This window comes from Microcoleus sp. EPA2, from assembly GCA_020882975.1.
Classification (GTDB): domain Bacteria; phylum Cyanobacteriota; class Cyanobacteriia; order Cyanobacteriales; family Microcoleaceae; genus Microcoleus.
In genome coordinates, this window is record JAHRFD010000061.1 from 1 (window position 1) to 14,500 (window position 14,500).

The following is a 14,500-nucleotide window of genomic DNA, read 5'->3' on the forward strand; positions in this document are numbered from 1 at the left end:
CTTCAAGTCGGGATAGGGCATTGCCACGACTCTAAATGTACGCAGAGAGAAGGTAAGACCACTTGTGGCACATCTCGATGAAGCGTAAAGAATCCCCGCGCGTTTACGCCGGGGAGTATGTCAAAATCTTTGACTAACCTGACTGTACTCAACCTTGACGCCAATAAAATCAGAGACATCAAACCCTTGCAATCTTTGACTAAATTGAATAGGCTCAATCTCAGCGGAAATCCGATCGCCCCCAAAACTTGTCCTCTCAAGCCAGAGTCTATCTGTAACTGGGAACCATAATTTACTAGAGGGAGGTACGGAGGCTGTGTTGTCGCTCAAGTACGATCGCCAATTCTATCCTCACATCGGCTTCAGTCAGGGGTAAATTGTCGGGAAGGTCGATCGTAAGAAGCAAGACTGATTCTACTTGTTGATGTTAATTTATTATCAGCTATTACCAGCGATCGATCGTACCTAATATTAGATGCCTTTATTCAGACCTGATGTAAGTACCTAAAAATTCCAGTTGATTCATCATTTATTCAGCAGACTTGCTACCAATCAAATTCAACAAACCGCGCAACAGTTCGCCGACAGAATAACTTTGTCGGGGCGCAACAATAATTCCGGCATGACTTCTACCTACTGCGATAAAGCTCCCATGCAGCCGACAGAAATCTCGACTATTAAAAGTATAAATGACTCGACCTTGCTCTGTTGCCCATATCAATGGTTCTTCATCTATACGTCCTAAATTATTGGCATCTGAAACAGTTACTACATCAATCCCATTTTCTCGCAAGGCTTGCACGAAAGCTTTTCTGAGCGTATCTTCATCTAAATACAAACGAATCTGGCTCATTAAATTCTCCCAGCCCTGCGATCGGCTTCCAATCGCTCGTACTCAGCTAATTCGGCAGCTAAATCAGCCTCAATTTCCTTGCGGTTAGCGTGATAGTAAGATAGCGCTGCATAAATTTGTGCTAAATTTAAATAGGAAATTTCTTCAAGTATTGCTTCTGGGCTCATCCCTTGTTGATGCCAAACGGCAATTTGAGCGATAGAAATTCTAGTTCCCGCAATGCGGGGACGCCCTCCACAGGTTTCAGGCGTACTGACAACCAGCGTGCCGATGTCGATCGCAGTTGCTGACATACTTACCTCTTAGGAAAAACTCAAATCTAGCACAAACAGGACTTACGCATAGGTGTTTTGAACTCATCGGAAAAGAGAATCTGGATTTGGGGCATCTCGTCAGTCATCAGTCCCATCCCACAGTTCGGAAATAGGATGCACTTTGCCTTCTTTAATTTGCTGGAGGGAAGTGCGGAGGCTGGCTAGGACGAGTTCGGCGGGTTCGTCATCGATATCTGCGGGCGGGGTGACGATATGGCGATCGATTAATAGTTGGTAGAAGTCGTCCACAGACATTACAGCAAGTTGAGCGGCTTTATCTAGACTGAGGTTGTGCTGCTGATAAAGTACGATCGCCAATTCTATCCTCACATCGGCTTCAGTCACGGGCAGATTGTCGGGAAGGTCGATCGTAAGAAGCATGATTTAAGGTACTTTTTAATTTCAGAGATTTGATATACTACCCGCCGTAGATTGGTTGACAATTTGTGCAGGAAGTCGGTGCGAGTATCTGTTATTTTATTGTGTTGCTTAGCTATCCGAATCACTGAGTTCAACCTTGGCGGAAATCCGATCGCTCCCAAAACTTGCCCGATCGAGCTAGAGTCTATCTGTAAGTGGGAACCACCAGCTCAACCAGAAAACTTTACAGCCAGGTCAGATACGGCAATGGTGGGGGTCGTGGAGGGCGACTATTTGACCGAATTTCTGTTGGGCGATCGCCCAAATTTCTGGTACCGATCGGATGGAAGTATAATCGATCGGGCGGCTGAGGTTAGCGCGATCGCGATCGGTCATGGGAGATGCTGTGCTGTTCATAGTTATTTTTGTGATTTTTGTGACATTAAATTCTTTTCTCTAAATTTAGTATGAAATGTATCCTAACTGTATGTGCTTGGGTAGGGACAGTTAACCAATCTGTCTCTACCTTTTAATTTTTATTGCCAGTTAATAAGTTAATTTTAATTGGTATATTTTGAATTTATTTATTTTAAATGAGCTTCAGTATGTCCCCTAATTATGAATTAATGTTTTTATAAAATTAGCGATTGTGGTGTTTGATTTTTAGTGGTTTTTGCGGAAATATGAAAATGTATATCTACGATGATGTAAGTATAAACATTATGAGATTTTTGCCCTTGGTGCTATTATAAATAACTATAGGTAAACTTTCAATAATTTGCCATAATAAAAATACACTTTGTTACCGCCGATCGATCGCCCTGAAACATCAAGCAATGAAATATTCTGCATCCACTCCCAGAAGCCACAGCACAACCTCTCGCTTTGACGGTTTATCTTTAGACGATCGCAATCCCGAATTCATTAAACTGATGTTGCCGATCTGGGAGTGGCTATACCGCTACTATTTTCGCGTAGAAAGCGACGGCTGGCAATACGTCCCAGCGAGCGGAAAAATGCTGGTTGTGGGTTCTCACAACGGCGGAATTGTGGCACCCGATATGTTTATGTTCCTATACGAATGGTTCCACAGGTACGGCACCGAAAGGTTAGCCTATGGATTAATGCACCCGACGGTTTGGAAAGTTTCTCCTGAGCTTGCTAGCATGGCAGTGCAGTGTGGTGCGATCAAGGCCCATCCCAAAATGGCGATCGCAGCTTTGCGCAAAAATATTCCAGTGCTCGTCTATCCAGGCGGCGCAGAAGATACTTTCCGTCCCTATCATTTGCGCGATAAAATTTACTTTGCTGGACGCAAAGGATTTATTAAATTAGCCCTGCGAGAAACAGTTCCCATTGTACCAATTATCTCCCACGGTGCCCACGATACTTTGATGGTGCTGGGAGATTTTTATCAGGAAGTAAAGCAATTGCATGAATGGGGGATGCCGTGGTTATTTGGCATCGATCCGGTGGTGTTTCCGGTGTATTTAGGATTGCCTTGGGGATTGAGTTTTGGGCCTTTGCCCCATCTACCTTTGCCCGTACAAATTCGGACTCGCGTGTGCAAACCCATCGTCTTTGAGAGGTATGGTGCGGATGCTGCGGGCGATCGCGATTATGTTGATGCTTGTTTCGATTTAGTTACAATGCAAATGCAACAGGAATTAGACCGTTTAATTGCCAATTAAAAATTGCCAGCTATAGGATTCTATGTCAAAAGGAAGGAAAGCCATCGGACATTGGTAACAAATAACCACTCACCAATCACCAAAATTACACCTCCGAAGCCCGCAATTGTCCGCAGGCTGCATCCGCCTCCAATCCGCGAGAATACCGCACGCTAACAGCAATTTTCTTCTCCTTCAAAGCAGCCACAAAACCATTAACTCGATTGGGAGTAGGGCGCTGATATTCTGCTTCCTGAATCGGATTGTAAGGAATTAAATTGACGTGACACTGAAAACCGCGCAAATGAGTTGCTAACTCCGCTGCGTGCTCCGGTAAATCATTTACACCTGCTAACAAGACATATTCAAAACTCAACCGGCGCCCCGTAGATTGCACATATTCGCGACATTCTGCTACTAATTCATCCAAAGGATAAGGACGGGCGCTAGGAATTAACTCTTCGCGCAATCTTTGATTGGAAGCGTGGAGACTAACGGCGAGGGTAACTTGTAAATGATGTTCCGCTAATTGGCGGATGCGATTGCGAATTCCGACGGTGGAAATGGTGATGTTGCGTTGTCCAATTCCCACATCTTGATTCAAACATTTGACAGCAGCTACAACGTTCTCTGCATTCAGCAATGGTTCTCCCATCCCCATAAATACGATGTGGCTGACTCTACGCCCGAAATCTTGCTGAACAGTTAATACTTGATCGACGATTTCGTGTTTTTCTAAATTGCGCTTAAAACCGCCCTTTCCTGTAGCGCAAAAATCGCAGCCCATGGCGCAGCCCACTTGTGCAGACACGCACACTGTCAGTCGTTTTTCGGTGGGAATCCCTACGGTTTCAATGATTTGACCGTCGGCTAATTTTAGGAGATACTTAACGGTGGAGTCTGGTGCAACCGATCGATAGTGAATAGTCGATCGCCCGATCGGAATTTTCGCCACAGTCTCGCGCCACTGTTTCGAGAATACAGAAATCTCAGAAAGCGATCGAGCCCCTTTTTCATAAATCCACTGGTACAACTGCGAACCGCGATAAGCAGGTTGGCCCTGTTGCTGCACCCACTCCGTTAACTCAGCCAAACTCGCCCCCAACAAGGGCGGAATTTTACCAGAATTAACACCAGAAGCAGCCGTCTTGGTAGACTGATTTGCACCCTTGGAATTACCAGAAGAGTACACCTGAGAAACGGAAGTAGGAGGCATAGGTCATCACAAAATTTAAAGCCACCCTCTATCTTAAAACTTCTTGACCAAAGCTGCCGTCTCTTGGGGGCGAAGTTGGCTAGAACCCACTTCATAAATATTTTCTGCCAATTAATTAGAAATTTACCTCAACTTCCCCTTTTATATAAAATTCTCTCTTCATCGTCCTGTATTAAACTCTCTCTTCTCGAACTTCGCGTCAAGAGCGCCTTCGCGGTTAAATCATTCCGATACAACCGGAATTGATATCATCAATATTTTCTGCCAATTACTGTCAACAAAAAAAAGATGCTGCCTCTCAATCGAGGGCAGCTACTTCTGTAAAGCATTTTATTGTCTCTCAAAACTGCTGGATTAACCTTCAGTATTTCCCGATTTATTCGGTAGTTGCAAGTCATCAGGATCGACATAGTGACAAACCGCTTTGTCTATGCAAATCAATGCCCAACCAGACTTATCAATACTCATCAGCTTGTAGGATGCTGGCTGAATAAAGAAACCTTTGTGATTGCGAGTCGCTGGCTTGATATTAACGTGGTTCTCAGTGCTCATAGTCTTCAAACTCCTGGTACTGTATTGTTAACTAAGTCTGTACTCCGCTGGGCGGATTTCTGAATCGTGTGGCGCCCCCACACCAATCGCAAGCGATTTGGTTTGGGTTTCAGAGTCCTGTCAAGGATATCTAGAACTTCCTTCAAGGTACTCCAATTGTTTCCCTCTACAGCATTTTAAAGTGAGGAATGCGTCCAGCCCCACTGTTCGTATTAGCTAAGTTTTCAAATACTAGCACTGCATTCCTGAGATTTCCATAAAGTTATTTATTGATTTATTACGACATCGTAATAAATCCCCAAGCCGATTTCTGCGATCCCCGCGCAAAAATCGACTGGTTTCTGTGGTTAAGGCTCAAAAAGCCATTGCTGAACGCGGGTGAGACTCTTCCAGTCTGGTTTTCTGCTTAACCCATCTTCAAAATTCTTTTTAACTTCTTCTAGCAACTCGTCGGATGCCATCAAGAGTTGCTGAGTTATTTCTACATGAGGCCGCACTCCTTTTTCTTTCAGGTCGAGGATGGCGACTGCTAGGTTGATCCGGGCTTGGGGGTCGTGAGGGTTCAATTTAACGGCGGTTTTCGCTGCTTTTTGGGCTGATGATGGTTTATCTTCCAATAGGTATAGCCATGCGAGACTAGCCCAAGCATTGCCGTTTTTAGGCGCTTTCAGACACACTTCTTTGAACAGGGGAATCAAGTCTTTTGGGGCTTCTCCTGCTTGGTAGCGATCGAAACCATCTTTAAACAATTCTTCAGGAGTCATGGGAGTTGAGATTGGGAATTTGGGATTGAAAAGGGCATTGGGCAATTAATGATTTTTTGCCCAATGTTCAAGTTTATGTAGAAAAAGAACTACCACAGCCACAAGTTTGGGTAGCGTTGGGGTTGGTAAACTGAAAGCCGCCACCGATCATGGCATCGCTGAAGTCGAGGACTAAACCGTAGAGATAGAGAATGCTTTTGCGATCGCACACTACCTGAAAGCCTTCGTAATCGAACACTTCATCGTCGGATTGGACGGTGCTAGGATCTGCGAAATCCATCACATAAGACATACCAGAACAGCCACCCTGGCGCACTCCTACGCGCAAACAGAGGTCTTTGCCTTGTTTTTCTCTCAGGCTCAATACTTGACGGACTGCGGAGTCAGTCATTTGAATGCCCCGCTTTTGGGAAATGGCTTGAGTCATAATTTTCTGAACTCCTGATACTATTTGATCCTAAGAGTTTCATCTTAATTCATCCATTGTACAGGTGTTGTCCCCCCCTTTCCCCCTAGGGTTTATGATTGAAAGGCAGCGGTTGACCCTTAGTGGGGCACCGCAACCATGCTTCACCCAACGGGCTTACTCTAATGGCAGCGCTGAATCGCTCTACTCTTCGTCGGCTACAAAACCTACCTCAAATTCCCAGCGTGTGGGAGGGCGATCGCCGACCCTTGTCTAATGCTGACTCACACATGATCGTAGACGACGATGACTTCCTAGAGGGTGGTGGCGAGTGCATTCTCTGGGTGGATGGCTCTGAAGGGGTTGTCAGGGCTATGGATATGGTGGGCCCGGATGCTGGCCCAGAGGCGATCGTCCGGGCACTGCTGCGAGCGATGGAACATCCCCAAAGTCCCTCTCCCGCAGTCCGCCCTCAAAAAATAGTTGTCAAAAACCGAGAAATTCAATTTTATCTGCGGGGGGTACTTCAAGATTTAGGTATTGCGATCGACTATGTACCGGAATTACCCCTCATAGACGAAATATTTCGGGGAATGGAAGAGGTTGCCGTCAACAGACCTCCTGAATTGCCTCCTCAGTATGCTGATGTTCTCATGGAAAAAGCTGCTCAAATTTGGCATGATGCTCCATGGCAGACTTTGAGAGAACATCAGATTATATCTATTGAAGTCAATCAATGGGATGTCGCCAGCCTTTACGTGTCTGTATTGGGTCAGGGCAGAATGGATTATGGAGTTTTGCTCTATCGCTCCCTAGAATCGTTGAAGCGGTTTCGAGAGCGAGTCGTTAATGATGATTCTTTTGAAGATTTGGAACAGGCTTTTTTAGGGCAAGATTGTTTGTTTCTCACTTTTGAAAGTGCCATGGAACTTGATGAAGATGAGGAAGAAATTGATTTAGCCGATTTACCTCCATCGGAAATTGAACCGAATTTTGGCAACCTCCATCCTTTAGAAGGTTTGCGATCGATTCTTTATGAAGAAGAAGCCCTGACAATGTTAGTTGCTCTCGAAGCATTTCACCGCTTTTTCCGCAATAGTCGGCGCAAACTGGCAGCAGAAACATTTCCCAATCTCAGCAGCCGTTACCGCATTCCCGTTCCCCTTACTGACGGGGAAACTCAGCAGGTATCGGTGAAAGTTTCCACGATGCCGGAGGTATCCGACGAATTGTGGCAGATGCTGGAAGATGATGATGACGATGATGAATTTGAAATGCCTCCACTGCGGGACGATTTAGTACCGCCTAATTCATTTTTGAGTCTCGGTGTCGTACCTTGGGCAACAGTAGATTTTTTGCGTGGCAATGCCCAGTTTTATCAAGGTGCAGAAGTTGATATTAATCCCAGTGGAGATGGTTTGCCGGTGGTGATGATTCAAACTTCCCATCCGAAGGCAAAAACCATGATTCAGGATTTGAAGGAAGCAGAAGGAGTCAAGGCAATTTGCTTTAATCCGGGGGAAGATCCTTTTCAAGATGAGCAATATGATTTGGGTATTCTGCAAGCTAAAAATGGCGATTTGTATTTGTTTGGAGAGTTTAATGAAGACGATCCGGTGCATCAAGCAGCGCGGCAAAAATGGGAGCGTCGCTGTCAATCAACTCAAGGTTGGTGTGGTTTGGTGATTGCTAAAGGGTTGATGGGTGCTTCTCGCGGCCAACCTCAACTTAAAGATATGATCGCTTTGTTTGAAGTGCGCTGGGTGTCTGCTAAAGATTTAGGCATTGGACCACTGCAATTGATGCCGACCTTTTGATGTTACTTGGCGGTTGACGGTTGACTGTTGACAGTTAACTGTCTTTCCTCAAGTTTCTGATATTCTTAAATTTGTTACAATTTGTAAAAATAGTGTAAAGGATAGGGAAAATGCGGGTTGCGATCGCAGGTGCAGGACTGGCTGGAATGACAACAGCAGTCGATTTAGTGGATGCAGGCCACCAAGTAGAAATTTTTGAATCCCGCCCCTTTGTCGGTGGCAAAGTTGGCAGTTGGGTAGATCCCGATGGCAATCACGTTGAAATGGGTTTACACGTCTTCTTCGGCTGCTATTATAACTTATTTGCTCTCATGAAAAAAGTGGGAGCTTTTGACGATTTGCTTCTGAAAGAACACGTCCACACTTTTATCAATCGAGGTGGCGAAACAGGTAGTTTAGATTTTCGTTTCCCGGTAGGTGCTCCTTTCCACGGATTGAAGGCATTTTTCACTACATCTCAGCTATCGGTACAGGATAAAATCCAAAATTCCCTCGCCCTGGGAACTAGCCCCATCGTCCGAGGTTTGATCGACTTTGATGGGGCGATGAAAACTATCCGCGATTTGGATAAAATCAGTTTTGCTGACTGGTTTCGCAGCCACGGTGGCAACCAAAATTCCCTCAAAAGAATGTGGAATCCGATCGCCTATGCCCTGGGTTTTATTGACACGGAAAATATTTCAGCCCGGTGTATGTTGACAATTTTTCAATTCTTTGCTACCAAAACAGAAGCCTCGGTGATGCGAATGTTGGCTGGTTCTCCTAGCGAATATTTGCACAAACCAATTGTGGAATATTTGGAAAGCAAAGGTACAAAAATTTACACGCGGCGCAGAGTGCGAGAAATTCAGTTTCAAGAAGGTGCAGAAACTCGTGTCACTGGCTTAGCTGTAGCTAGTGGGGAAACTGAAGAAATTATTACTGCCGATGCCTATGTTTTTGCATTGGATGTGCCGGGAATTCAAAAAATATTGCCCCCAGCTTGGCGGAAATGGTCGGAATTTGATAATATTTACCAATTGGATGCTGTGCCCGTTGCTACAGTGCAATTGCGGTTTGACGGTTGGGTAACGGAATTGGAAGATGAAGCCAAACGCAAACAGTTGAGCCACGCTGTGGGAATTGATAATTTGCTATATTCAGCAGATGCAGATTTTTCTTGTTTTGCTGATTTGGCGCTGACGAGTCCCAAGGATTATTATAAAGAAGGAGAAGGTTCTCTGTTGCAGTTGGTGTTGACTCCTGGAGATCCGTTTATTAAACAAAGCAATGAGGCGATCGCCCAACACGTACTCAAGCAAGTTCAGGATTTATTCCCATCAGCACGGGAATTAAACATGACTTGGTATAGTGTAGTGAAGCTGGCTCAATCTTTGTATCGGGAAGCACCGGGAATGGATGTTTATCGGCCGGCTCAAAAAACGCCGATCGGCAATTTCTTTCTAGCAGGAAGTTACACTCAGCAAGATTATATTGATAGCATGGAAGGAGCAACACTTTCTGGCCATCAAGCGGCTAAGGCAATTCTGGAAGCTTACAGTCATTAGTCCTTAGTCCTTTTAATTAAACGTCCTATACAGATGGCCCAAAACCTTACTGTATCAATAGCCTTCCTGAATTTCCCCCATCCCCCCCCTTGGGCGGGGCTAGGGGGCTGAATTCTTCCTTCTTACTTCTTGCTTCTTATATCAATTCCGGTTATATCGGAATGATTTAACCGCGAAGGCGCTCATGACGCGAAGGAAGAGAAGAGAGAGTTTAATACAGGACGATGAAGAGAAGATTTTATATGATATCGTTGACCGTTGCACCGGAATGATTTAACCACAGAGAACACAGAGAACACAGAGAGAAATGAATACAGGACGATGAAGAGAGGAATTGATATTCCTTCCCCCCTTGGGGGGGCAGGGGGGTGAATTCTTGCTTCTTCCTTCTTGCTTCTTCCTTCTTCCTTCTTCCTTCTTCCTTATACTTATGAGTTATTTTGCTAATTTGCTGGGTATTGGGCTAAGTGTATGTTTGCTGGGATGTTCGCCGACAATGCCTGTAGCGAATTCTGAGGTTACTGGTACTTTGGCATTGCAGCCTACAGTGACAGCTTCCCAAGGTCAAATTTTACCTGTGTCTGCTAGAGCTAGGATAGCCGATCGCTCGATCGAACTTGAAGTCGCTAGCACCCCCGAACAACAGGCTATGGGTTTAATGTATAGAACTTTTCTACCTGATGACAGAGGGATGTTGTTTGAGTTCAAACCTGCGCGATGGGTGAATTTTTGGATGAAAAATTGTGAAATTTCTCTGGATATGATTTTTATGCGGGATGGAGTGGTGACAGCCATCCAACCTGCGGCACCTCCTTGTACTGCCGATCCTTGTCCCACCTATGGTCCAGATACGATGGTCGATCGAGTCATCGAACTCCGTAGCGGGCGGGCTGCTGAACTTGGCCTCAAAGTTGGCGATCGAATTGCGATCGAGTTTATTTAACCGAATTAAGTCATTTTAGGTTGATTTTCCCGGAAAATTGGTCGAGGGACATAGCCCATTATTTTGATAAATATTTAGAAACTTTACAAAACTTGATTAAATCTGTTAAATTATTAATAATTAAGTTGGTACAAGTACCAAAAGATTTGCTACGATGTCGATCTTAGTAAGTCCAGTCCTGAGCTTGTTTGGCTGAGCAGCAGATTTTTAGTCCGCCGTTACAAGAACAAGTCAGTGACCCCCTGGTGATTCTGAGAGACGATATGGGCTGCGATCGATTTAGCGATCTGGCACTCTGGAGAAATTCTCTGGAACTTCCTTAGAGAAAACTTAATCTACTAAATCTATCCGAAGCTTGATGCTACGATGCTGGTTGCGTCCACGACTGCTTGAGATAGCAGGTTGTGGTTGGATCGCAAAATCTAACCTAGATTAATCAAGTAGATTTGCGGATTCTGCATTTTGGCAGATGAAGTTAAACTCTGAACCTGGTTTAGTAGTGTTTAGTAGGTAGCAGAATTGATTTAAATTCGCGCTGCAAAGATGCAGAGGTATTCAGTTTAGGTTCGATCGCACATCCCTCGAACCCCCAGCGACAAAAATCGAAAACCTTTCACTTTTGGGGAAAGGTTGGCTTTAGAGTCGCACTCACGAACCAAATTTCCATTTTTAACTGCAAATACTGTTTTAACAGATATCCACAGTTTCAAGACAGATTTAAAACTGGCTTATTACTCATCAAAAACATCAGGTTCGCATCAGAAAATGGTGTCCTACACTTGGAGGAAAAATTAATGACACCCGCTACTTATACTCGTTTAATTCGATTTTTACAAGAAGATTTGGCGATTTCTCGCGCGTCAATTGATGTCGCTGAACGTGTGGGCGGTAACGAACAACGCCAACGCGATCGCGACCCGAATTCCCTGCCGATGGTATTGTGGCAGTACGGTTTGGTGACGCTAGAACAGTTAGATAAAATCTTTGATTGGTTGGCCCAAGCATATTAAAAGGATTTTAGATTTTATATTTTAGATAAAATCTAAAATCCTTTAACAAGTTGGATTAAGATTCAGCTAAAATTTTCGCAGCGGCGGCAACGCCCGCACCAGGAACAAAGCCTTCGTAACCCATTTCTCGCAACACCACTTCTAAAGAGGAAATAGCTGCTAGAATATCGCGATCGCACACAAAGCCTAAATGACCGATGCGGAAGATTTTGCCCTTCAAATGGTCTTGTCCGTCGGCCAGGGAAATGTCAAATCTCTTTCTCATCAACGTCCGCACCTTTTGTGCATCTACTTCGGCGGGCGGCATCACGGAAGTAATCGCAGGGCTGGCGCAATCATCAGCAGCAAATAAGGGCAAACCTAAAGCTTGTACAGCAGCGCGAGTAGTAGTCATCAAGCGTTTGTGCCGCGCGAAGACATTTTCTAGTCCTTCAGTTGTCATCATCTGCAAAGTTACTTGCAGCCCAAAAAACATATTGACCGGTGGAGTAAAAGGAGTCGTATTTTTGGCAGCTTCTTTGCGATATTTGCCTAAATCCAAGTAATAGCGGGGCAATTTCGCAGTTTTGTAAGCTTCCCAAGCTTTGGGGCCAACGGCGACAAAACCCAAACCAGGGGGAATCATGTAAGCTTTCTGAGAACCGGAAGCAATCACATCAATTCCCCAAGCATCCATCGGCACATTTGCAGCACCTAAACTGGTTACAGCATCGACCATAATTAAAGCTTCACCGTGGGCTTTAACGTGGCGGTTGATGGTTTCGAGGTCGTTGAGGACACCGGTGGAGGTTTCGGAGTGAGTGATGATGACGGCTTTGATTTGCTTTTCTGTGTCTGCTTCGAGTTTTTCGCGGAAGTTTTCGGGGTCTAAAGGTTGGCCCCATTCGGCTTTGACGATTTCGACGTTTAAACCGTAAGCTTCGGCAACTTCGGCCCAACGTTCACCAAATTTACCATTGGTACCGACTAAAACGCGATCGCCCGCACTCAAGAAATTAATAATCCCAGCTTCCATCGCGCCTGTACCGGAAACGGTTAAACTCAGGACGTCACTCTTGGTTTGGTGCAACCATTTCAGGTTTTCGGTACATTCTGCAAAAATCCCATCAAACTCCTTGCTGCGGTGGCCCATGGGGTGTTTTGCCATCGCCAGCAAAGCCGCTTCGGGTACCGGCGTGGGGCCGGGAATCATCAGCATTGATTTGTTATCCATGATGTTGTCCTAACTATTTCTGTGGGAGTTAACAGAATAGATCAAAAAGCTGTGTTGCGGAATCGTCTCTCTAAGTTTTTTAAGTTTTAAGTTTTAATTTCCCTAGGATTTGTCTCATTCAGCGACCAGCGGTATTCTACTGGTAATTTGGAGCGATCGCAACTTTGTTCTAATTGCTTCTGAAGGGCAAGGGCTTTCCGCAAAGTAACGATCAGTTGTTGAACTTGTTGTTGCTGTGGTGATTGCGGACTGACAGCCAACATTGTTTTACGTTCCAACAATTGAAGTAGCAATTCGTAGTGAACGTGTGACGGAAGGGGAATTGGTTCCATTAAAGACGACATACCTCAGTGAACCGACACCTCATGGGAATTGCCATGAGGTATGAGAATTGAATTATAAATACTTGATTTCCCATAATTCTTCTAACTTAACTATTATCAGAATTTAGGGATATTGTCAAGGAATCTGGCGTTTGATATTGTTGTTAATTATTTTGGATTTATTTAAGCGCTCCAGACCGCTCCAGAGCGCAGAGTAGGAGAAGAGAGAGATGAAGGATTCTGATGCCACCTCTCACTAGGATTTTTGGTTATTTTAAGTTGTCGCTAATGAATAGTAGCGATCTCGGCGACAAGGGAGGCTAAGGCTGAGCCTGGGTCTGGCTGTTTGACTAGGGATTCGCCAATCAGGACAGCGCCGGCCCCGGCCTTGGCGACTTGAGCGAGGTCGTCGGGGGTGTGGATGCCTGATTCGCTGACGATGAGGATGTCTTTGGCTTGAATTTCGGTTTGGCGCGAGGCTAATAGTTGGCTGGTGGTTTCTAGGCTGACGGAAAAGTCTGCTAGGTTGCGGTTGTTGATGCCGATTAGGTTGACGCCTTCTAGGGTTAATACGCGATCGAGTTCTTCTTGAGTGTGAACTTCTATCAAGGCTGTCATGCCTAATGTCTTGACAATTTTTACAAAGTATTGTAGGTCTTTATCTGATAGAATAGCTGCGATTAAAAGTACGGCATCGGCACCATGAATGCGGGCGAGATAGATTTGGTAGGGATAGATGATGAACTCTTTGCAAAGTAGTGGTAAATCGACGGCGGAACGGATTTTGCTGAGGTTTTCAAAGCTGCCTTGAAAGAATTTTTCGTCGGTGAGTACGGAGATGCAGGTGGCGCCGTTTTGTTGGTAGGATTGGGCGATCGCCACTGGATCGAAATTTTCGCGAATTACGCCTTTGCTGGGAGAAGCTTTTTTGACTTCGGCGATGATGGCTGGTTTGGTTTTGCCATGTTTGAGGGCGGCGAGAAAGTCGCGGGTTTTTGGTGCAAAGGGGAGTTTTTTGTGAAGATCTGCTAAGGGGGTGCGATCGCGCTTTTGGGCTACTTCTGCTTCTTTTTGCCAGACGATTTCTTCGAGGATGTGCTGGGGTTCGGCGTCGGGTACGGCGATTTTGTAGCTGAGGTAGAGTACGGAAACGGAGGTGCTGGGGGGACGGCGGCGGATTTGAAGCATAGTAGGGGGGATTAAGGGCGATCGCACAAGTTTCAATCTATTATATAATGTGGTGCTAATTTGTAGGGTGCGTCGCTATGAGATATTCGATGGAACTTGCAGATTGTAGAGGGCGACGCACCTTACCATAAAAGTGAGGCAATACTTCAATGGATACCAGATTGAGATACCAAGAAATTATAAAAAAACATTCGGCTAGCGGAAAACTCTGAGTCTTTAGACCTGAGATGCAAGCGGCACGGGCGGTTTCAACCGCCTTGAATCTTTCTTAATTCGTAACATTTAAAAGCAGAGAAAGACGTTAAGATGTAAGCAAGGAGGTGA

The 14,500-nt window shown here is 45.1% G+C and carries 18 protein-coding genes; 7 read left to right on the forward strand and 11 right to left on the reverse strand.

Annotated features, from left to right (window positions below; all coding sequences use genetic code 11):
- Window positions 1–117 precede the first annotated feature (117 nt).
- Entirely contained in the window at window positions 118–291 is a 174-nt protein-coding gene (locus AAFP14_RS26200; RefSeq protein WP_341735100.1) for a leucine-rich repeat domain-containing protein, read from the forward strand.
- A gap of 238 nt (window positions 292–529) precedes the next feature.
- On the opposite strand, the gene AAFP14_RS26205 is transcribed toward AAFP14_RS26200, so the two are convergent.
- The 4 genes from AAFP14_RS26205 to AAFP14_RS26220 form a co-directional block, all read right to left on the reverse strand.
- Window positions 530–853, reverse strand: a complete 324-nt coding sequence (locus AAFP14_RS26205) for a DUF5615 family PIN-like protein (protein ID WP_341735101.1) — start codon at window positions 851–853, stop codon at window positions 530–532.
- Complete coding sequence (locus AAFP14_RS26210) at window positions 853–1,146, reverse strand: DUF433 domain-containing protein (RefSeq protein ID WP_341735102.1); 294 nt, start codon at window positions 1,144–1,146, stop codon at window positions 853–855. Before AAFP14_RS26210 ends, AAFP14_RS26205 begins: the two co-directional genes overlap by 1 nt.
- 99 nt (window positions 1,147–1,245) lie before the next feature.
- On the reverse strand, window positions 1,246–1,548 hold the full coding sequence (locus AAFP14_RS26215; RefSeq protein WP_341735103.1) for a UPF0175 family protein: 303 nt from the start codon (window positions 1,546–1,548) through the stop codon (window positions 1,246–1,248).
- A 234-nt stretch (window positions 1,549–1,782) separates the two neighbouring features.
- Window positions 1,783–1,944: a hypothetical protein gene (locus tag AAFP14_RS26220; RefSeq protein ID WP_341735104.1), complete on the reverse strand. Its 162-nt coding sequence runs from the start codon at window positions 1,942–1,944 to the stop codon at window positions 1,783–1,785.
- Between the two features lie 419 nt (window positions 1,945–2,363).
- On the opposite strand from AAFP14_RS26220, the gene AAFP14_RS26225 reads away from it, so the two are divergent.
- Window positions 2,364–3,218 carry a lysophospholipid acyltransferase family protein gene (locus AAFP14_RS26225; protein WP_341735105.1) on the forward strand — a complete coding sequence of 285 codons (855 nt, stop codon included), beginning with the start codon at window positions 2,364–2,366 and terminating at the stop codon, window positions 3,216–3,218.
- A gap of 85 nt (window positions 3,219–3,303) precedes the next feature.
- On the opposite strand, the gene rlmN is transcribed toward AAFP14_RS26225, so the two are convergent.
- The 4 genes from rlmN to AAFP14_RS26245 all read right to left on the reverse strand — a co-directional run bounded on the left by rlmN (window position 3,304) and on the right by AAFP14_RS26245 (window position 6,156).
- Complete coding sequence (rlmN, locus tag AAFP14_RS26230) at window positions 3,304–4,413, reverse strand: dual-specificity RNA methyltransferase RlmN (RefSeq protein ID WP_341735106.1); 1,110 nt, start codon at window positions 4,411–4,413, stop codon at window positions 3,304–3,306.
- A 354-nt stretch (window positions 4,414–4,767) separates the two neighbouring features.
- Window positions 4,768–4,965: a hypothetical protein gene (locus AAFP14_RS26235; protein ID WP_340524632.1), complete on the reverse strand. Its 198-nt coding sequence runs from the start codon at window positions 4,963–4,965 to the stop codon at window positions 4,768–4,770.
- Window positions 4,966–5,312: 347 nt separating this feature from the next.
- A complete protein-coding gene (locus AAFP14_RS26240; protein ID WP_340524629.1) occupies window positions 5,313–5,729 on the reverse strand; it encodes a tetratricopeptide repeat protein in 417 nt (138 codons plus the stop codon).
- Window positions 5,730–5,802: 73 nt separating this feature from the next.
- Entirely contained in the window at window positions 5,803–6,156 is a 354-nt protein-coding gene (locus AAFP14_RS26245; RefSeq protein ID WP_340524627.1) for a HesB/IscA family protein, read from the reverse strand.
- A 164-nt stretch (window positions 6,157–6,320) separates the two neighbouring features.
- Here AAFP14_RS26245 and AAFP14_RS26250 point away from each other — a divergent pair, with 164 nt between their 5' ends.
- From AAFP14_RS26250 to AAFP14_RS26270, 5 genes are all read left to right on the forward strand, one after another.
- Window positions 6,321–7,952, forward strand: a complete 1,632-nt coding sequence (locus AAFP14_RS26250; RefSeq protein WP_341735107.1) for a DUF6930 domain-containing protein — start codon at window positions 6,321–6,323, stop codon at window positions 7,950–7,952.
- Between the two features lie 110 nt (window positions 7,953–8,062).
- Window positions 8,063–9,499, forward strand: a complete 1,437-nt coding sequence (zds, locus tag AAFP14_RS26255) for a 9,9'-di-cis-zeta-carotene desaturase (protein ID WP_341735108.1) — start codon at window positions 8,063–8,065, stop codon at window positions 9,497–9,499.
- Between the two features lie 430 nt (window positions 9,500–9,929).
- The gene (locus tag AAFP14_RS26260) at window positions 9,930–10,442 is read left to right on the forward strand and encodes a DUF192 domain-containing protein (protein ID WP_341735109.1); all 513 of its coding nucleotides are present in this window, start codon (window positions 9,930–9,932) and stop codon (window positions 10,440–10,442) included.
- A gap of 188 nt (window positions 10,443–10,630) precedes the next feature.
- Complete coding sequence (locus tag AAFP14_RS26265) at window positions 10,631–10,765, forward strand: hypothetical protein (RefSeq protein WP_341735110.1); 135 nt, start codon at window positions 10,631–10,633, stop codon at window positions 10,763–10,765.
- A 471-nt stretch (window positions 10,766–11,236) separates the two neighbouring features.
- Window positions 11,237–11,452, forward strand: a complete 216-nt coding sequence (locus tag AAFP14_RS26270; RefSeq protein ID WP_340525937.1) for a DUF2949 domain-containing protein — start codon at window positions 11,237–11,239, stop codon at window positions 11,450–11,452.
- Between the two features lie 55 nt (window positions 11,453–11,507).
- Here AAFP14_RS26270 and AAFP14_RS26275 read toward each other — a convergent pair whose 3' ends face one another.
- The 3 genes from AAFP14_RS26275 to trpC all read right to left on the reverse strand — a co-directional run bounded on the left by AAFP14_RS26275 (window position 11,508) and on the right by trpC (window position 14,176).
- Window positions 11,508–12,665 carry a pyridoxal-phosphate-dependent aminotransferase family protein gene (locus tag AAFP14_RS26275; RefSeq protein ID WP_341735111.1) on the reverse strand — a complete coding sequence of 386 codons (1,158 nt, stop codon included), beginning with the start codon at window positions 12,663–12,665 and terminating at the stop codon, window positions 11,508–11,510.
- 86 nt (window positions 12,666–12,751) lie between these two features.
- Window positions 12,752–12,997, reverse strand: a complete 246-nt coding sequence (locus tag AAFP14_RS26280; protein ID WP_340525933.1) for a DUF5340 domain-containing protein — start codon at window positions 12,995–12,997, stop codon at window positions 12,752–12,754.
- A gap of 276 nt (window positions 12,998–13,273) precedes the next feature.
- Complete coding sequence (gene trpC, locus AAFP14_RS26285) at window positions 13,274–14,176, reverse strand: indole-3-glycerol phosphate synthase TrpC (RefSeq protein WP_341735112.1); 903 nt, start codon at window positions 14,174–14,176, stop codon at window positions 13,274–13,276.
- Window positions 14,177–14,500 lie beyond the last annotated feature (324 nt).